Below are 18,511 nucleotides of genomic sequence, written 5' to 3'. Positions count from 1 at the left end.
CCTACTCGGCGTCGGCCGGGGCCGTCTTGATCTCGATCGCGGCCTTCACCAGGCCCGCGAAGAGCGGGTGCGGGCGGGTCGGCCGGGACTTCAGCTCCGGGTGGGCCTGGGTGGCCACCAGGTAGGGGTGCACCTCGCGCGGGTACTCGACGTACTCGACCAGGTCGCCCTTCGGGGAGAGGCCCGAGAAGATCAGACCGGCCTTCTCCAGGTCGGCCCGGTAGGCGTTGTTGACCTCGTAGCGGTGGCGGTGGCGCTCCTCGACGTACTGCTCGCCGCCGTAGACCTCACGGACGATCGAGCCCTCGGCGAGCTTGGCCGGGTACAGGCCCAGGCGCATGGTGCCGCCCAGGTCGCCCTTGCCGTCGACGATGGCCAGCTGCTCGGCCATGGTGGAGACGACCGGGTGCTTGGCGGCGGCGTCGAACTCGGTGGAGTTGGCCTCGGGCAGGCCGGCCAGGTTGCGGGCGGCCTCGATGACCACGCACTGCAGGCCCAGGCACAGGCCCAGCAGCGGGATCCGGTTCTCGCGGGCGTAGGTGATCGCGCCGACCTTGCCGTTGACACCTCGGTCGCCGAAGCCACCGGGGATGCAGACCGCGTCGACGTCGCCGAGCTGCTCCTGCGCGCCCTCGGGGGTCTCGCAGTCGTCGGAGGTGACCCACTTGATCTCGACCCGGGCGTTGTTGGCGAAGCCGCCGGCGCGCAGCGCCTCGGTCACCGACAGGTAGGCGTCCGGAAGGTCGATGTACTTGCCGACCAGCGCGACCTTGACGATGTGCTGCGGCTCGTGGACGCGGCGCAGCAGGTCGTCCCAGGTGGTCCAGTCCACGTCGCGGAACGGCAGGTCCAGGCGGCGGACGACGTAGGCGTCCAGGCCCTCGCCGTGCAGCACCTTGGGGATGTCGTAGATCGACTTGGCGTCGATCGCGGCGACCACGGCCTCCTCGTCGACGTCGCACATCATCGAGATCTTGCGCTTGATGGCCTGCGGGACCTCGCGGTCGGCGCGCAGCACGACGGCGTCGGGCTGGATGCCGATGTTGCGCAGCGCGGCGACGGAGTGCTGGGTCGGCTTGGTCTTCAGCTCGCCCGAGGGGCCGATGTAGGGGAGCAGGGAGACGTGCACGAAGAAGACGTTGTCCCGGCCGACCTCGTGGCGGACCTGGCGCACGGCCTCCAGGAACGGCAGCGACTCGATGTCGCCGACGGTGCCGCCGACCTCGGTGATCACCACGTCGACGTCCTCGGTCGCCATCCGGCGGATCCGGGACTTGATCTCGTTGGTGATGTGCGGGATGACCTGGACGGTGTCACCCAGGTACTCGCCGCGGCGCTCCTTGGCGATGACGGTCGAGTACACCTGGCCGGTGGTGACGTTGGCCGAGCCGTGCAGGTTGGTGTCCAGGAACCGCTCGTAGTGGCCGATGTCGAGGTCGGTCTCGGCGCCGTCGTCGGTGACGAAGACCTCACCGTGCTGGAACGGGTTCATGGTGCCCGGGTCCACGTTGAGGTACGGGTCGAGCTTCTGCATCGTGACGCGCAGGCCACGGGCCTTGAGCAGGGCACCGAGGCTGGAGGCGGTGAGGCCCTTGCCGAGCGACGAGGCGACACCCCCGGTGACGAAGAGGTGCTTGGTCGTCACGGCGCGGCCGTTCGATGCCTTGCCGGAATGGGGCTGTGCCAAGAGGGGGCTCCCGTGGGTCGCGAGTCGAAGGTGACGTGGTGGGAGGCTCGCGGCTCGCCGTCCCGACGGAGGGGGGCGGTGCGGAGCACGGCGCCGTGAGGTCGTCGGTTCGGCCGGTCCGGGGCGTTTGATCCCACCGGTCCACGGGATACCAGGGTAACAGTGACCCGGCCCGGACGCGTTCCGGGCCGCCGCCGCGCGCCGCCCGGGGGCCGGTTTCCCGGGCGGAACACGCCGGAGCGCTCCCGGGGCGCACGCCGGGCGCGCCGCCGGCGCACCACCCGGCGCAAGCGTCACACGCGTCGCACCACCGGCCCGACCGGGCCACCTCCAGGCGGTCCGGACCAGCTCCTCCGGGCCATCGCGGATCCCCACTTCGTGCCATCCGGAGCTGATCCGTCCGAGCCATCCTGGCCGCCGCTCCCGCGATGCGCGGTATTTCCGCCGAAATGCGGCGCCACACCGCGCTGCGCCCGCGTGCTTCGCCCCTTTCGTCCGTCGTAAGCTGCTCGGACGCATCGCCGACAACACGAGCACGCGGAGGGCGTGGGAGGGTCAGGAACCTCTCGGTCCCCGATGCGCGACCGGACCTCCCCGTTGTTTCCCGCTCGCCCCACCCACCCAGAGGCTCGGCCGAGCCCTCGCGGACACTCCAGCAAGGCCCGCCACCACCCCACGGCGGGCCGGACGTCCCGGGGTGGCACCGGTCCCGCCGCAAACCCGCTGGCTCCCCCTCGGATCGCCGATGCGTCGTGACCACATTGCGAACTGGAGATCACGTGGCCGGCCGTATCGAGGACTACGCACTCATCGGGGACATGCAGACCGCCGCCCTCGTCAGCAGGGACGGAGCGGTGGACTGGCTCTGCCTGCCCCGATTCGACTCGCCGGCGGTCTTCGCCGGCCTGCTCGGCACCGACGAACACGGCTTCTGGCGAATCGGTCCCGCCGAGGCGGTGGCCGTCGAACTGCCTTCGCCCGTCCCCGCCGCCCCGGCCGCCCCGGCCGCCCCGGCCGCCCCGGCCGCCCCGGCCGCCGGGAGGCTCCCGCTCGCCGACACCGGTGAGCTGCGGATCCCGCCGCCCACCGCCGCCGCCCCCGCCGTCCCCGCCGACCGCCGCCGCTACCGGGGCGACTCGCTGATCCTGGAACAGGAGTGGGACGCCCAGGGCGGCACCGTCCGGGTGATCGACTTCATGCCGCCCCGCCCGCTCGCCGGCAAGGACGCCGTCCCGCAGGTGATCCGGATCGTCGAGGGCGTGGCCGGCACCGTGCGGATGCGCTCCGCGCTGCGGATGCGGTTCAGCTACGGCCGGGTGGTGCCCTGGGTGCACCGGGTCGAGCAGCCCGACGGCGGCCACCGCACCGTCGCCGTGGCCGGCCCCGACTCGGTCTGGCTGGACGGCGAGGCCGACACCTACGGCCGCAACCTCACCACCTACGCCGACTTCACCGTCTCGGCCGGCGAGCGGATCGCCTTCGCGCTCACCTGGCAGGCCTCCCACCTGGAGCCGCCCAAGGCCCCGGACGCCGAGGAACTGCTCGACGCCACCGCGGACTTCTGGCACGAGTGGGTCGGCCAGTGCACCTACCAGGGCCCCTACCGGGAGGCCGTGGTCCGCTCGCTGATCACCCTCAAGGGCCTGACCTACGCGCCCACCGGCGGCATCGTCGCCGCCCCCACCACCTCGCTGCCCGAGGACATCGGCGGCGAGCGCAACTGGGACTACCGCTACACCTGGCTGCGCGACGCCGCGATCACGCTCTCCTCGCTGCTGCGCACCGGCTACCGCGACGAGGCCAAGGCCTGGCGCGAGTGGCTGCTGCGCGCGGTGGCCGGCGACCCGGAGAACCTCCAGATCATGTACGGCATCGCCGGCGAGCGCGAGCTCACCGAGTCCTCGCTGGACTGGCTGCCCGGTTACGAGGGCTCCCAGCCGGTGCGGGTCGGCAACGGCGCGGCCGGCCAGCTCCAGCTGGACGTCTACGGCGAGGTCGTCGAGGCGCTGCACCTGGCCCACATGACCGGCCTGGTCCGCAACGACCACGCCCACCACCTCCAGCTGCGGCTCATCGAGTACCTGGAGGAGCACTGGCAGGAGCCGGACGAGGGCATCTGGGAGGTGCGCGGCCCGCGCCGGCACTTCGTCCACTCCAAGGTGATGGCCTGGGTGGCCGTCGACCGCACCATCAAGCTGCTGGAGCAGACCCCCGAGGACGCCCCGACCGGCGGCCACCTGGAGCGCTGGCGGGAACTGCGCGACACCATCCACCGGGACGTCTGCGACAAGGGCTACGACCCGGGCCGCAACACCTTCACCCAGTACTACGGCGGCAAGGAGCTGGACGCCTCGCTGCTGCTCATCCCCCAGGTCGGCTTCCTGCCGCCGGACGACAAGCGGGTCATCGGCACCATCGAGGCGATCCAGCGCGAACTCGCCACCGAGGACGGCTTCGTGCTGCGCTACCCGACCCACGACGAGTCGGGCACCAACGTCGACGGCCTCTCCGGCCACGAGGGCGCCTTCCTGGCCTGCTCGTTCTGGCTGGCCGACGACCTCGCGATGATCGGCCGGGTGCAGGAGGCGCGCGAGCTGTTCGACCGGCTGCTGTCGCTGCGCAACGACCTCGGCCTGCTCGCCGAGGAGTGGGACCCGCGGCTCAAGCGGCAGGTCGGCAACTTCCCGCAGGCCTTCAGCCACGTGCCGCTGATCGACACCGCGCTGCGGCTGACCGCCTGCGGCGGCGCCTACCTCTCCGCCCAGCCGGACGGCCTGGCCGCCGACCGGGCCGGCGAGCAGGCCACCGTCTGATCCCCGTCCGGCCCCCGTCCGCTCCTCCCGGGACGGGCTACCCGTCGCGCTGTACCAGTTCGTCGTAGGTGCTGAGCACCTGGGCGACGGTGGCGGCCTCGTCCGGCCAGGTCTCCGCCTGCTGCCGGCCGGCCGCCACCAGGCGCTCGCGGCGCGCCGGGTCGGCCAGCAGCTCGCGCACCGCCCGGCCGATCGCCGCCGCGTCCCCGGGCGGGACGAGCACGGCGGCGTCGCCGACCAGTTCGGGGATGCCGCCGACGGCCGTGGCGACCACCGGCACGCCCGCCCGCATGGACTCCTGGACCACCAGCGAGCGGGCCTCCCAGCGGCTGGGGACCACCACCACGTCGGCGGCGGCCAGCAGGTCGGGCACGTCGGTGCGGTAGCCGAGCAGCCGCACCGGCAGCCTCTCGGAGGTCACCCGCTCGCGCAGAGCGGCGGCCTCCGGGCCGTCCCCGGCGAGCAGCAGCAGCGGCTGCGGGTCCGTCGCGGACAGCTCCTGGAGCGCGTCCAGCAGCAGCCCGAACGCCTTCTGCGGCACGAGCCGGCCGACCGCCAGGACCAGCGGGCGGTCGGCTTCCCCGCCGAGCAGCGCGGCCCGGGCCCGCGTACGCTCCGGCCGGCCCTCGGGCATCGGCGGGGCGGCGACCGGGCCGAGCCGCGCATCGGTCGCGCCGAGCTCCCGGGCCCGGGCCACCAGGTCCGAGGAGGCGCCGAGGACGAGGTCGGCGGCGCGCGCCACCCGGCGCTCCATCAGCCGCTGGAGGCGGCGCTCCATGCCGGTGGCGAGCAGCGCGTGGTGCGAGGTGACCACCAGCGGCGTCTCCGGGCGCAGGCCCGGGAAGCGGCCGGCGGTGCGCAGCGCGAGGTCGGACAGCAGCGCCGCGCGCAGGCCGTGGGCGTGCACCACGTCGGCACCGGTGAAGGCGCGGCGCAGCTCGCCGATGGCGGTGGCGTCGCTGCGGGCGCCCGCGGTCGGGGTGATGTCGACCAGGTGGAACCGGGCGCCGGTGCGGGAGAAGCCGAACAGCGCGTCCGCGCCTGCGGGGGCGCACACCGTGACGGTCACTCCGTGCGCGACCAGGCCCTGTGCCAGCGAGCGCACATGCGCACCGATGCCGCCCGTACTGGCGGCCAGGACGAGCACCACGTGCAGCTGCCCCGGTTCGGGGGTGGCCGCGGCGGCCCGGGCGGCGGAATGGTCCACGTCGTATCGCTTCCGACTCGATCAGCTACGCGCGCCCCGGGCGGGGGTTTCCCGCCGGCGGCGCTCGGGACAGGAAGGCCAGTGTCCAGCGGCCACCATGCCAGGTCGGCGGCCCTCTTGGACAGTCGGCGCCCCCGGTGGGGCGCGTCGTGACCGGTCCGCGAGGGCCGCCGCGGGACGGCTACCGCCGCCGGGGGGCGCGGGCCGCGGCGAGCAGCTCCTCGGCGTGCGCCCGGCCGAGCTCGGAGTCCTCCAGGCCGGCCAGCATCCGGGAGAGCTCGCGCACCCGCTCCTCGTCGTTCAGCACCTTGACGCCGCTGCGGGTCACCGTGCCGTCGTTGGTCTTCTCGACCACCAGGTGGCGGTCGGCGAAGGCCGCCACCTGCGGCAGGTGGGTGACCACGACGACCTGGGCGCTCTCGGCCAGCTTGGCGAGCCGGCGGCCGATCTCGACCGCCGCCTTGCCGCCGACGCCCGCGTCCACCTCGTCGAACAGGTAGGTGGGGACGGGGTCGGCGCCGGCGAAGACCACCTCGACGGCGAGCATCACCCGGGACAGCTCACCGCCCGAGGCGCCCTTGGCGATCGGCCGGGGCTGGGCGCCGGGGTGCGGGGCGAGCAGCACCTCGACCTCGTCCACGCCGTGCGGGCCGTAGGCGACGGTCCGGCCCTCGATCTCGATCCCGGACAGGTCGTCCAGCCGGCCGATCGAGAAGGTGACCCGGGCGTGCGGCATGGCCAGCTCGGCGAGTTCGGCGGAGACGGCGTCCGCGAAGCGCCCGGCGGCGGCCTGCCGGGCGGCCGAGACCTCGGCCGCGAGCTCGGCCAACTCGGCGCGCAGCGCGGTCTCCTGGGCGCCGAGCTCGTCGATCCGGTCGTCGTCGCCGTCGAGTTCGGCGAGCCGGGCGGCGCCCGCCTCGGCCCAGGTGATCACCTCGGCCAGCGTGTTCTCCGGGCCGCCGTACTTGCGCAGCAGCTGGGACAGGACGGCCCGGCGGTCCTCGACGGCGGCCAGCCGGACCGGGTCGGCGTCCAGGTCGTCGGCGTAGCCGGCCAGGTCGCCGGCGACGTCGGCGAGCAGGTAGCCGACCTCGTTCAGCCGGTCGGCGAGGCCGGCGAGCCGCTCGTCGTGGTGGCGCACGGCGTCCAGCGCGCGGCGGGCCTGGGCGAGCAGGGTGCCCGCGTCCAGCGCCTCCGGGTCGGCCGGGTCCCCGGCCAGCGCGGCGTGCGCCAGGGTCGCGGCGGAGGAGAGCGCGTCGGCGTGGCCGAGCCGCTCGGCCTCGGCGGACAGCTCCTCGTCCTCGCCGGCCACCGGCTCGGCGGCGGCGACCTCGTCGAGGCCGAAGCGCAGCAGGTCGGCCTCCTGGGCGCGCTCGCGGGCCCGGGTGGTCAGCTCCTCCAGGGTGGCGGAGACCTCGCGCAGCCGGCGGTAGACCTCGCGGTAGCGGGCCAGCGGCTCGGCGACGGACTCGCCCGCGTACCGGTCGAGGGCGCCGCGCTGGCGGGCCGGGCGCAGCAGCCGCTGCTGGTCGGTCTGGCCGTGCACGGCGATGAGGTCCTCGCCGAGCTCGGCGAGGAGGCCGACCGGGACGGACCGGCCGCCGACGTGGGCGCGCGAGCGCCCCTCGGCGGAAACGGTCCGGCTGATCAGCAGCGCGCCGTCGTCCAGCTCGGCGCCGGCCTCCACGGCGCGGGCGGCCGCCGGGGAACCGGCGGGCAGTTCGAGGCGGCCCTCGACGACCGCGCGGGCGCTGCCGTTGCGCACCAGGCCCGGATCGGCTCGTCCGCCGAGCAGCAGGCCGAGGCTGGTCACCACCATGGTCTTGCCGGCGCCGGTCTCACCGGTCACGGCGGTGAAGCCGGGGGCGAGCTCGACGACCGCGTCGTCGATGACCCCAAGATCCCGTATCCGCATCTCGTCCAACACGGAGACGACCTTACGAGGTTCCGCCCCCGGCGCGCGACGAGCGACAACGGCGCGCGGCAACTCCGTACCCCGAAGTTCACCCCTTCCGGGAGTCCCCGGCGGGAATTTCCGGGCTGCCGGAGGGACCCGCCGTCGGGACGGTGCACCAGGGCAGGAAGAACTGCGCGAGCGGGCCGATGGCCAGGGCGTAGGCGACCGTGCCGACGCCGACGGTGCCGCCGAGCAGGACGCCCGCGGCCAGCACGGTCAGCTCGATGCCGGTGCGGATCAGCCGCAGTGAGCGGCCGGTGCGCCGGTGCAGGCCGGTCATCAGGCCGTCGCGCGGTCCCGGGCCGAGCCGGGCGCCGATGTAGAGACCGGTGGCCAGGCCGTTGAGGACGATCGCGCCCACCATCGTCGCGATCCGCGCCGGCAGCGGTCCGGGCGCGCCGACGAGGCGCAGGGTGGCGTCCATCGCGGCGCCGATCACCAGCACGTTGGCGAGGGTGCCGACGCCCGGCAGCTGGCGCAGCGGTATCCACAGCAGCAGGACCAGCGCGCCGCAGATCGTCACCCAGGCGCCCACCGAGAGTCCGAAGGTGCCCTGCAGTCCCTGGTGGAAGACGTCCCAGGGGTCCAGGCCGAGGCCGGAGCGCAGCATCAGGCCCATGCTGGCCCCGTAGAGGGCGAGACCCACGAACAGCTGCGGCAGCCGGCGGCCCAGCGCGTGGGTGTCGCCCAGCACGCGGACGGCGAGACCCGGCCGCCCGGGGGCGGGGGCGGCATCGGACGGGGACGGCGGCAACGGGGTCGCGGTGGTGGCCATGGAATCTCCGGGCAGGTGGTGCTGCACCGCCGCGACACGACGGCCCGGCGGTGGCGGACGAGACGGCCGCCCTGTCATGATGGCCAGGCCAATACGGCCCCCGACAGGGCCAATCCCCAGCAAGTGGACTGATGTGCCATGGCCGACTGGCAGACCACCGTGACGTCCCCGGCGCTCGCCCGGCTGCTCGCCACCGCGCGGCTGCCCGAACCGCCCGGGGCCGCCCGCCGCCCCGCCTACCGCACGCTCGCCGCCCAGGTCCGGCTGCTGGTCTCCGAGGGCCGGCTGCCGGTCGGCGCCCGGCTGCCCGCCGAACGCGAGCTCGCCCTCGCCCTGCGGCTCAGCCGCACCACCGTCGCCACCGCCTACGAGGCCCTGCGGGCGGACGGCTACCTGCGCAGCCGCCGCGGCTCCGGCAGCTGGACCGCCCTGCCCGAGGGCTCCGCCCCGCCCAGCGACGCGCTGCACCCGGTGCCGCCGGACGAGCAGGGCCGCACCCTGGACCTCGGCGTGGCCGCGCTGCCCGCCCCGCAGCCCTTCCTCTCCGCGGCCGCCGCCCGCGCCGTCGAGCAGCTGCCCGCCTACGCCGCCGGGCACGGCCACTACCCGACCGGGGTCCCGGTGCTGCGCGAGGCGGTGGCCCGCCGCTTCACCGAGCGCGGGGTGCCGACCACCCCCGACCAGATCCTGATCACCATCGGCGCGATGGGCGCCCTGCACCTGGTGCGCCAGGCCCTGCTCGGCCGAGGCGACCGGGTCGCCGTCGACGCGCCCAGCTACGCGCACACCCTCCAGGCGCTGCGGCTCAACGAGGCCCGCCTGGTCCCCGTCCCGCTCGTCACCGGCCCGGAGGACACCTGGCGGCACGCGGGCGAACCCGCCGCCCGGCCGGGGTGGGACCTCACCGAGTGGCGGCGGGTGCTGAACGGGGCCGCTCCGAAGGCGGCGTACGTCATCCCGGACTTCCACAACCCCACCGGCGCGCTGATCGACGAGGAGCAGCGGCGCGCGCTGCTCGCCGCCGCCCGCTCCGCCGGCACCGTCGTGCTGGTCGACGAGACCACCGCCGAACTCGGCTGGGGCCTGCCCGCGGGCGTCGCCCCGCCCCGCCCCACGGCCGCCCTGGACCGCGCCGCCCAGGTGGTCACGGTCGGCTCGGCCGGCAAGCTGCTCTGGGGCGGCCTGCGGATCGGCTGGGTGCGCGCCGCGCCCGCCCTGATCCGCCGGCTGGCCACCACCCGGGTCTACAGCGACGTCGGCGCGCCCGTGCTGGACCAGCTGATCGCCGCCGAGCTGCTGACCGAGGACCTGCCGGCCGTCCGCGCCCACCAGCTGGCCCGGCTGCGGGACACCGCCGAGGCGCTGAGCGCCGAACTGCGCGCGCAGCTGCCGCACTGGCGGTTCGCCGTGCCACCGGGCGGCCTGTCGTTCTGGGTCGCCACCGGCGGGGTCTCCGGCACGGCGCTGGCCCGGGCCGGCGAACGCGCCGGGGTCCGGATCGCCGCCGGCAACCGGTTCGGCTCCGACGGCGCCTTCGAGCACCACCTGCGGCTCCCGCTCACCGTGCCCGCCCCGGCCGTGCCGGACGCCGTCCGCCGGCTGGCCGGCGTCGCCGCCCGCGCCGAGGAGGAGGGGCGCTGGCAGGGCGGCGTCGACACCCAGCCGCTCGCGGTCTGACGGCCCGCCACTTCCCGGGCGGGCCGTCACACGGTCATACCGTCACACCGCCGCACCGTCAGCGGGTCGGCGCGCGGTGCTCAGTGGGTGTCCGTCCGGCCGCGCCACCCGGTCACCGGCAGCGCGAACTTCGCCACCAGCCGGTCGGTGAACGGCGCCCGGTGCAGCCGGGCCAGGCGCACCGGCGTCTGCCCCCGGCGCACCTCCACCCGCGCCCCGGCGGGCAGTTCCACCGAACGCCGGCCGTCGCACCACAGCACCCCGTGCGGGGTCTTCGGCTGCACCTCCACCGCCAGCACGGAATCCGGCGAGGTCACCAGCGGACGGGCGAACAGCGCGTGCGCGCTGATCGGCACCATCAGCAGCGCCTCCACCTCCGGCCAGACCACCGGCCCGCCGCCCGAGAACGCGTAGGCGGTCGAGCCGGTCGGCGTCGCGCACACCACCCCGTCGCAGCCGAAGTTGGAGACCGGGCGGCCGTCCACCTCGGTCACCACCTCCAGCATCCGCTCCCGGGACGCCTTCTCGATCGAGGCCTCGTTCAGCGCCCAGTCGTGGTGCACCACGTCGCCGTTGGTGCGGACGATCACGTCGAGGGTCATCCGCTCCTCGACCTCGTAGTCGGCCTCGACCACCCGCTCGACCACCACCGCCAGGTCGTCCCGCTCCGCCTCGGCCAGGAAACCGACCCGGCCCAGGTTGATGCCGAGCATCGGCAGGCCGTGCTCGCGGGCCAGCTCGGCCCCCCGCAGCAGCGTGCCGTCCCCGCCCGCGACCAGGATCAGCTCACAGCCGTCCGCCGCGCCCGGACCCCCGGCGACCGTCTCCACCCCGTCCGGCAGATCGAGGTCGACCGCCTCGGCGGCCAGCAGTCTGATCCGGATCCCCGCCTTGAGCAGGCCGTGCACCAGCCCCTCGACGCTGCGCAGGGCCGCCTCCCGGCCCGTGTGCGCGATCAGGAAGACCGTACGTTCATCACTCATGCCCGCTGCCCTCTCCCTACGCCGGCCGGGTCACCGTCGGCCCGGTACGGCCGCCCCACCCAGCATGACGGACCGGACGTCCGCAAAGCACCCTATCGGGGGCCTTCGGCGACGGCCCGGTCCGCCTCCGCGGGGTCCAGCGGCGGCGCGTCCCGGCGCATCCACAGGAAGTACTCGACATTTCCGGACGGGCCGGGCAGGGGGCTCGCGGTGACCGCCCGCACGCCCAGTCCCTGCTCCCACGCCTGTCCCGCCACCTGGCGCACCATCTCGGCGCGCAGCTGCGGGCTGCGCACCACCCCGCCGCTGCCCAGCCGCTCCTTGCCGATCTCGAACTGCGGCTTGACCATCAGCACCAGGTCGGCGTCCTCGGCGGCGCAGCCGGCCAGCGCGGGCAGCACCAGGCCCAGCGAGATGAACGACAGGTCTCCGACCACCAGGTCGACCGGGGCCCCGCCGATCATCTCCGGGGTCAGCTCGCGGACGTTGGTGCGGTCCATCACGGTGACCCGCTCGTCGCTCTGCAGCGACCAGGCCAGCTGTCCGTAGCCGACGTCCACCGCCAGCACGTGCGCGGCCCCGGCGCGCAGCAGCACGTCGGTGAACCCGCCGGTGGACGCGCCCGCGTCCAGCGCCCGGCGGCCCTCGACGACCAGGCCCTGCGGCACGAACGCCGCGAACGCCCCGGCGAGCTTGTGGCCGCCGCGCGAGACGTAGTCCGGGTCGTTCTCGTCCTTGGCCACCACGACCGCCGCCGAGGTCTCCACCTGGGTGGCCGGCTTGGTCGCGGTGGTCCCGCCGACGGTCACCCGGCCGGCCGCGATCAGTTCGGAGGCGTGCTCCCGCGACCGGGCCAGCTTGCGGCGGACCAGCTCCGCGTCGAGTCGGCGTCGTGCCACTGCCACTGGTGTTTCAGCTCCTACGGGTGGTTCTCGTTCGCCCGGTCAGTCCCGGTCGAGGGCGGCCAGCGTGTCGACCAGCCGCTGATGGACATCTTCGTACACCGGGACGTGCGCGTCGGTCGGCACCCCGTCCAGCGCCTCCAGCCGGGCCAGACCGGCGTCCACGGCCGGGTGCCCGGTCGGGGTCAGCCCGACACCGAGCGGCAGCGGTTCACCGGGGGCGGGCAGGGGCGCGGGGACCGGGACGGGGGCCCCGGCCGGGGTCTGCGGTCCGGGTTCGGGTTCAGGCATCGGGCTTCTTCGTGCTGGTCCGGCGGACGGTGGTCTTCCTGGTCGCGGTCCGCTTGGCGGGCGGCTGCTCCTGCCCGGCCTCGCCGGCCGCCCTCGCGGTCGTGGACTTCTTCGCGGTCGCGGTCTTCTTGACGGCCGTCTTCTTCACCGCGGTCTTCTTCGCCGCCGTCTTCTTCGCGGCCGTCTTCTTCCCGGCCGTCTTCTCGGCGGCGGTCTTCTTCGCCGCAGCGGTCTTCTTCGCGGCGACGGGCTTCCCGGTGGCCGCCTTCTCCACCGAGGGCGCCGGGGCCGCCGTCTGCGGCGCCCGGGCGACCGGAGCCGTCCCGGCCGGCGGCACCGGCGGGTCGACCTCCACCGGCTCGTCGACCGCTATCCGCTCGGCCTCCGCCGATCCCGCCGTCTCCCGCTCCCAGCCGTCCTCGAACAGCCCGCCGGCCCGGGGCGCGGGCGGAGCCGGCGCGGACCCGTCCGCCCCCGCCTCGTCCTCCTCGACCTCGCGCAGCTTGTTCTCCAGGTAGGCCAGCACCACGCCGACCTTGGTCACCTGGTCACCGACCCGCTCGAAGACCTTCTCGACCTCACCGCGCGCCACCCCCACCGCGAGGTCCACCCCGGCTCGGCCGGCGGTCACCGCCTCCTCGGCCAGCGTCTGGAGCGACTTCGCCGACGGCGGGAACTGCCCGCCCAGCCGGCGCTCCACCTCCGCGACGTCGACCCCGCCCTTCTCCAGCAGGCCGGCCGCCGTCCCGACGACCCGCTTGCCGACCTCCTCCACCAGCACGGCCGCGGCCGCCACCGCTCCTCGCACCGTCCTCGGCAGCATCCGGGTGCCTCCCATTCGCCTGCGCGCATCGCTCCGTCGCGTCGACGCCCGGACGAATCCGGGCATCCCACAGACGACGCTACCGCCAAATACGTCCTGCGGTACCGTGGCCCGGCAGTCACCCGCCGCCGGGTCCGGCCACCCGCCGGGGCACCGCGGCCCGCCGAGGGAGGGATCCGCCGTCATGGCCGACGCCGAGGAGTGCCGCGAGGCGCTGGAGCAGCTCAGCCGCAACCTCGCCAAGGCCACCGGCGACGTCCGCAAGGCCACCGAGCTGGACCGCTCGCTCAGCTGCCGGATCACCGACCTCGACCTCACCTTCACCGGGCGGCTGCGCGAGGGCAGCATCCAGGACCTCAAGGAGGCCCCCGGCAGCCCCGCCGGGAAGGCCGACATCCGGCTCACCATGACCAGCGACGACCTGCTCGCCCTGGTCGGCGGCCGGCTCAACTTCGCGTCCGCCTGGGCGAGCGGCCGGGTCAGGCTGGAGGCCGGCTTCCGCGACCTGCTGCGGCTGCGCACCCTGCTCTGACCCGGTCCGCTCCCCTTCCCGGACGGAACCCCGGCTAGAACCCCAGCTCGGCCAGCGCCTTGCGGCCGTCGGCCGGCTCGCCGTCCGCGTCCAGCGCCGTCCACGCCGCCGCGCACAGCGCCCGCAGCCCGTCCCAGCGGTCCGCCCCGACGCCCTCCAGCCGCAGCACGCCGTCCTGCGCCACCGCGACGAACCCGCCGCAGGAGAACCCGCCGCCTGGCTGCGCGCCGACCGGCGCGTGCCCGGTCAGCAGCCCCCGCAGGTCCGCCGCCAGGTACGTCGGCCGGTGCTCGGCCGGGGCCGCCAGCAGCTGCGCCGGCGTCGTCACCCCGGTGAAGACCAGCAGGCTGTCCACCCCGCCGTTGAACGCGCCCTCGATGTCGGTGTCCAGCCGGTCGCCGACCACCAGCGGCCGCTCCGCACCCGTGCGCAGCACCGTCTCCCGGTGCATCGGCGGCAGCGGCTTGCCCGCCACCTCCGGCTCCACCCCGGTCGCCGCGCGGACGGCCGCCACCAGCATCCCGTTGCCCGGCGCGATCCCGCGCGCGGTCGGCACCGTCACATCGGTGTTGGACGCCACCCACGGCAGCCCCGACTGCACCGCGTAGGAGGCCTCCGCCAGGTGCGTCCAGCCGACCGAGGCGTCGAAGCCCTGGACCACCGCCAGCGGCCCCTCGGCCAGCGTCCGGACCGCCACCAGGCCGCGCTCGGCCAGCGCCTCCTCCAGGCCCAGACCGCCCACCACCAGCACCTTCGCCCCGGCCGGCAGCTTGTCGGCGAGCACCCGGGCCGCCGCCTGCGCGGAGTTGATCACGTCCGCCGGCTCGGCCGGCACCCCCAGCTCGCTCAGGTGCGCGGCCACCACCCGGGGCGGGCGGGAGGCGTTGTTGGTCACGTACGCCAGCTTCATCCCGGCCGCGCGGGCCGCCGCCAGGGAGTCGACGGCGTGCTCGATCGCGTCCGGTCCGGCGTACACCACGCCGTCGAGGTCCAGGAGCGCCGTGTCGTACGCCTCGGTCAGCGGCGGCTCGCTGCCGCCCGGGGCGGTCCGTCGCACAGTGGTGGCCGTCTCGGTCATGCCTGCTCTACCTCACTCATCGCGTCAGTCCTGCTCGTCGGTGCTGCCGGCGCCGTCGACGGCGCGCACCGTCCCTCCGGGCTCAGCCGTCCTGCCGGTCCCGCTCACCCGTCGGCTCCGGGCCCGCCCCGGTTCCCGGCTCCTGCCCGGAAGCCCGCCCGCGCGGCTCATCCGCCCCGGCCGGCGGCTCCAGGTACCCCGGCGCGCCCGGCAGCAGCGGGCCGAACGCCCCGGCGCGGGCCGCCAGCGTCGCCCGGGTCTGCCGCAACGCGGCCCGGTAGTGGTCGGTGTCCGGCCGCATCGCCACGGCCAGCGCCAGGTGCTCGGCGGAGGTCTCGAAGTCCCCCAGCCGGGCCGCCGCCACACCCCACCCGAACTGAGCGTAGTCGTCCGAGGGATCGGCCAGCGCCACCGCCCGGAAGTTCTCCAGCGCCGCCGCGTACGAGCCCGCGTCGTACTGCGCCCGGGCGAGCGCCTCCCGGATGCTGCGCGAGGCCGGCTCCGCCGCGGCCGCCCGGGCCAGCAGCTGCTCGGCCGCCGCCGGATTGCCCTGGGCGAGCAGCTTCACACCCCGGCGGAACCACTCGTAGACGTCCCCCTCCGGCTCCCCGGACCGCCGCTGCTGCTCCGGCACGCCGCCACCACCGAAGGCCCCGCCGGCACCGCCGCCGACGCCGTCGTCCACCCGCTCGTCGCGCTCTTTCACCCCGTACCTCGCCCTCGGTCACGACACCCGCCCACCGGACCGGCACGGGTGTTCCGATCTCTGAACAACGCGTACCCGGTTACGATGCCCAGAATGAGCACACCCAGTGCAGAAAGCGGAGTGGAGTCTCCGCAGGGCGGCCCCGGCGATCCCGGGCACGTCGCCACCGCAGGTCTGTCCCTGTCCCCGTTCCGCGGCCTGCGATACGTCCCCGACCGGGTCGGCGCCCTGGCCGCCGTCACCTCACCGCCGTACGACGTCGTCGACCCCGGCCGCCGGCTCGATCTGGAGACCGCCGACCCGCACAACGTCGTCCGGCTGATCCTGCCGCGCCCCGAGCCGGAGGACACCGGCGACCGCCCCGACCGCGACACCCGCTACCGGCACGCCGCCCGGCTGCTGCGCGAGTGGCAGCGCGAGGGCGTCCTGGCCGCCGACCCCGAGCCGGCCCTCTACGTCTACGAGCAGCGGGTGCCGGCCACCGGCGACAGCCCCGAACTGCTGCAGCGCGGGCTCATCGGCGCCCTCGCGGTCAGCGGCAGCGAGGCCGGCGTCGTCCTGCCCCACGAGGACGTGATGCCCCGCCCGGTCGCCGACCGGGTCGGCCTGATGCGCACCACCCGGGCCAACCTCGAACCGCTGCTGCTCACCTACCGCGGCAGCGGCGGGGCCGCCGAGGTGATCGAGAACGCGGTGCGCGGCGAACCGCTGCTCACCACGACCACCTCCGACGGCACCCACCACCGCCTGTGGGCGGTCACCGGCTCCGCCGAGATCGCCGCGGTCGGCCGCGACCTGGCCACCTGCCGGGCGCTGATCGCCGACGGCCACCACCGCTGGGAGATGTACCTGCGGCTCCAGCGCGAGCACCGCCACCTGCCGCGCAGCCCCTGGGACCGCGGCCTGGTGCTGCTGGTCGACACCGCCCGCTACCCGCTGCGGGTGCGGGCCATCCACCGGGTGCTGTACCGCCTGCCGGTCGCCGAGGCCCTCCAGCGGCTCGGCGACCAGTGGCGGGTCAAGGAGGTCCCGGGCCCGCTGGAGACCGCCCTGCAGGCGCTCGCCGAGCAGAAGCGGCACGGCGGCAGCGGCTTCCTGCTGACCGGCGGGGACGGCGTCTACCGGCTCGTCGGCGACCCCGACGAGAGCCTGCTCGACGCCACCGTGCCGCACGACAAGCCCGAGGAGTGGCGCCACCTGGACGCCACCGTGCTGCACGCCACCCTGCTCGACCACACCTGGCGGGTCCCGGACGGCCCCGACGACATCGGCTACCTGCACACCGCGGCCGCCGCCGAGCGGGAGGCCGCCCGCAGCGGCGGGACGGCCGTGCTGCTGCACCCGGTACGGGAGAGCGTCGTCCGGCGGCTCGCCGAACAGGGCGTCACCATGCCGCGCAAGTCCACGTCCTTCGGCCCGAAGCCGGCCACCGGGCTGGTGCTGCGCAACCTCGAACTCGGCTGACGCGGACGGCCCGGGCCGCGCGGGCGCGGCCCGTCCGACACGCAGTGAGGCCCTGCCGCACTCCGGGATCTCCCGGGGCGCGGCAGGGCCTCACTCGTCGTCAGGTCCGGTGCCTACTTGCCGGCCTCGTCGTCCTGCTCCGGCTGCTCCGCCTTCTCGGCCTCGTCGGCCTTCTCGGCGGCGGGGGTGCGCTCGGGGACCACGCCGTCGAAGTCGTCGTCGATCTCGAGGTCGTCCTCGTCGTAGTACTCCTCGACGTCCTCCTCGTCCTCGAAGATGACGTGCTCGTCCGAGGTCTCGCCGCCCTTGCGCCGGGCCGGCTCGGTGACGGCCTGCTCGGCCTCCTCCTCGGCGACCTCCGGGTCGAGGGCGTCCACGAACTCCACACCGTCGATCTCGGCGAGACGCTCGGCGGCGTTGGTGGTGCCGTCGGTGTCCGCCTCGGCGGCCTTGGAGAACCAGTCGCGGGCCTCCTCGCCACGGCCTGCCGCGATCAGCGCGTCGGCGTACGCGTAGCGCAGGCGCGCGGTCCACGAGTGCACGGCGGGCGAGGCCAGCTCGGGGCTCTGCAGGGTGACGACGGCCGCGTCGAACTGCTCCATGTCGGTGCGCGCACCGGCCGCGACCAGGCGCATCTCGACCTGGCCGGCCTTGTCCAGCTGCTTGACCTCGGGCTCGCCGGCCATCGCCAGCGCCCGCTCCGGGCGGCCCAGGCCGCGCTCGCAGTCGGCCATGACCGGCCACAGGTCGGCGCGGCCGGTCATCCGGCGGGCGGCGCGGAACTCGGTCAGCGCCTCCGAGTAGCGCTGGGTCATGTAGGAGGCGAAGCCGGCCGCCTCGCGGACGGCGGCGACGCGGGAGGCCAGCCGCAGCGCCACGCGCGAGTACTGGTAGGCCTCCTCCGGCTCGCTGTCGAGCAGGCGGGCGACCATCACCAGGTTGCGGGCGACGTCGTCGGCGAGCGTCTTGGGCAGGCTCTTGAGCTCCTGGCGCACGTCGGCGTCGATCTCGAAGCCGGTGACGTCCTCCGGGATCGGCAGGCGCTTGACCGGCTCGTAGTTGCCCCGGCGGTCGTCCTGGTCCCGGCCGCCGCGCTCGTCACGGCCACCGCGGTAGCCGCCACGGTCGTCACGGTCGTCACGGCGGAACCCACCCGGGCGGTCGTCACGGCGGAAGCCGCCACGGTCGCCACCACGCTCGTCACGGCCGCCACGGTAGCCGCCGCGGTCACCCCGGTCGCCACGGTCGTCGCGGCGGAAGCCACCGCCGGCCGGGCGGTCGTCGCGACGGAACCCGCCACGGTCGCCACCACGGTCATCGCGGTCGCGGAAGGGACGGTCCTCACGACGCGGACGGTCGTCACGGTCGTCGCGGCGGAAGCCACCCGGGCGGTCGTCACGGCGGAAGCCACCGCCGGACGGACGGTCATCGCGACGGAACCCGCCACGGTCGCCACCACGGTCGTCACGGCCGCCACGGTCGTAACCGCCCGACGGACGGTCGTCACGGCGGAAACCACCGCCGGACGGACGGTCATCGCGACGGAACCCGCCACGGTCGCCACCACGGTCGTCACGGCCGCCACGGTCGTAACCGCCCGACGGACGGTCGTCCCG

General features: G+C 75.2%; 15 protein-coding genes and 1 pseudogene. 4 read left to right on the top strand and 12 right to left on the bottom strand.

Going from position 1 to position 18,511, the window contains the following annotated elements; translation table 11 throughout:
* Window position 1: 1 nt before the first annotated feature.
* Window positions 2-1,687 carry a CTP synthase gene (pyrG, locus tag ABT093_RS16940; protein ID WP_350564895.1) on the bottom strand — a complete coding sequence of 562 codons (1,686 nt, stop codon included), beginning with the start codon at window positions 1,685-1,687 and terminating at the stop codon, window positions 2-4.
* 779 nt (window positions 1,688-2,466) lie between these two features.
* Between pyrG and ABT093_RS16935 the strand changes: the two genes are divergently transcribed.
* Window positions 2,467-4,500 carry a glycoside hydrolase family 15 protein gene (locus ABT093_RS16935; protein WP_502884240.1) on the top strand — a complete coding sequence of 678 codons (2,034 nt, stop codon included), beginning with the start codon at window positions 2,467-2,469 and terminating at the stop codon, window positions 4,498-4,500.
* 37 nt (window positions 4,501-4,537) lie between these two features.
* Here the strand turns inward: ABT093_RS16935 and ABT093_RS16930 are convergent, their stop codons facing one another.
* From ABT093_RS16930 to yczE, 3 genes are all read right to left on the bottom strand, one after another.
* Complete coding sequence (locus ABT093_RS16930; RefSeq protein WP_350564893.1) at window positions 4,538-5,707, bottom strand: glycosyltransferase family 4 protein; 1,170 nt, start codon at window positions 5,705-5,707, stop codon at window positions 4,538-4,540.
* Between the two features lie 181 nt (window positions 5,708-5,888).
* Window positions 5,889-7,622, bottom strand: a complete 1,734-nt coding sequence (recN, locus tag ABT093_RS16925) for a DNA repair protein RecN (protein WP_350565059.1) — start codon at window positions 7,620-7,622, stop codon at window positions 5,889-5,891.
* An 88-nt stretch (window positions 7,623-7,710) separates the two neighbouring features.
* Window positions 7,711-8,439 carry a membrane protein YczE gene (gene yczE, locus ABT093_RS16920; RefSeq protein ID WP_502884239.1) on the bottom strand — a complete coding sequence of 243 codons (729 nt, stop codon included), beginning with the start codon at window positions 8,437-8,439 and terminating at the stop codon, window positions 7,711-7,713.
* 138 nt (window positions 8,440-8,577) lie between these two features.
* Between yczE and yczR the strand changes: the two genes are divergently transcribed.
* Window positions 8,578-10,116 (top strand): MocR-like transcription factor YczR, encoded by a 1,539-nt coding sequence (gene yczR, locus ABT093_RS16915; RefSeq protein WP_350564891.1) that lies wholly within the window; start codon window positions 8,578-8,580, stop codon window positions 10,114-10,116.
* Window positions 10,117-10,196: 80 nt separating this feature from the next.
* On the opposite strand, the gene ABT093_RS16910 is transcribed toward yczR, so the two are convergent.
* The 4 genes from ABT093_RS16910 to ABT093_RS16895 all read right to left on the bottom strand — a co-directional run bounded on the left by ABT093_RS16910 (window position 10,197) and on the right by ABT093_RS16895 (window position 13,115).
* Entirely contained in the window at window positions 10,197-11,099 is a 903-nt protein-coding gene (locus ABT093_RS16910) for an NAD kinase (RefSeq protein ID WP_350550376.1), read from the bottom strand.
* Window positions 11,100-11,191: 92 nt separating this feature from the next.
* On the bottom strand, window positions 11,192-11,998 hold the full coding sequence (locus tag ABT093_RS16905) for a TlyA family RNA methyltransferase (RefSeq protein WP_350565056.1): 807 nt from the start codon (window positions 11,996-11,998) through the stop codon (window positions 11,192-11,194).
* Between the two features lie 45 nt (window positions 11,999-12,043).
* A complete protein-coding gene (locus tag ABT093_RS16900) occupies window positions 12,044-12,292 on the bottom strand; it encodes a hypothetical protein (protein WP_350564890.1) in 249 nt (82 codons plus the stop codon).
* Complete coding sequence (locus ABT093_RS16895; protein WP_350564888.1) at window positions 12,285-13,115, bottom strand: hypothetical protein; 831 nt, start codon at window positions 13,113-13,115, stop codon at window positions 12,285-12,287. The genes ABT093_RS16900 and ABT093_RS16895 overlap by 8 nt, the downstream gene beginning before the upstream one ends.
* 184 nt (window positions 13,116-13,299) lie before the next feature.
* Between ABT093_RS16895 and ABT093_RS16890 the strand changes: the two genes are divergently transcribed.
* Entirely contained in the window at window positions 13,300-13,647 is a 348-nt protein-coding gene (locus tag ABT093_RS16890; protein WP_350564886.1) for an alkyl sulfatase C-terminal domain-containing protein, read from the top strand.
* Window positions 13,648-13,681: 34 nt separating this feature from the next.
* Here the strand turns inward: ABT093_RS16890 and ABT093_RS16885 are convergent, their stop codons facing one another.
* Entirely contained in the window at window positions 13,682-14,725 is a 1,044-nt protein-coding gene (locus tag ABT093_RS16885; protein ID WP_350564884.1) for an HAD-IIA family hydrolase, read from the bottom strand.
* A gap of 82 nt (window positions 14,726-14,807) precedes the next feature.
* The gene (locus ABT093_RS16880; protein WP_350564882.1) at window positions 14,808-15,431 is read right to left on the bottom strand and encodes a tetratricopeptide repeat protein; all 624 of its coding nucleotides are present in this window, start codon (window positions 15,429-15,431) and stop codon (window positions 14,808-14,810) included.
* 93 nt (window positions 15,432-15,524) lie between these two features.
* On the opposite strand from ABT093_RS16880, the gene ABT093_RS16875 reads away from it, so the two are divergent.
* Window positions 15,525-16,895 carry a DUF1015 family protein gene (locus tag ABT093_RS16875; RefSeq protein ID WP_350564881.1) on the top strand — a complete coding sequence of 457 codons (1,371 nt, stop codon included), beginning with the start codon at window positions 15,525-15,527 and terminating at the stop codon, window positions 16,893-16,895.
* 113 nt (window positions 16,896-17,008) lie between these two features.
* On the opposite strand, the gene ABT093_RS16870 is transcribed toward ABT093_RS16875, so the two are convergent.
* Both ABT093_RS16870 and ABT093_RS16865 read right to left on the bottom strand, forming a co-directional pair.
* Window positions 17,009-17,890, bottom strand: a complete 882-nt coding sequence (locus ABT093_RS16870) for a hypothetical protein (RefSeq protein WP_350564879.1) — start codon at window positions 17,888-17,890, stop codon at window positions 17,009-17,011.
* Between the two features lie 63 nt (window positions 17,891-17,953).
* Window positions 17,954-18,511: pseudogene (locus tag ABT093_RS16865) on the bottom strand (hypothetical protein); the annotation flags it as partial.

Origin of the sequence: Kitasatospora sp. NPDC002551, assembly GCF_040296005.1 — a bacterium.
Taxonomy (GTDB): domain Bacteria; phylum Actinomycetota; class Actinomycetes; order Streptomycetales; family Streptomycetaceae; genus Kitasatospora.
The sequence above is the reverse complement of the archived record's forward strand: the minus strand, read 5'-3'. Positions and strand labels throughout refer to the sequence as shown.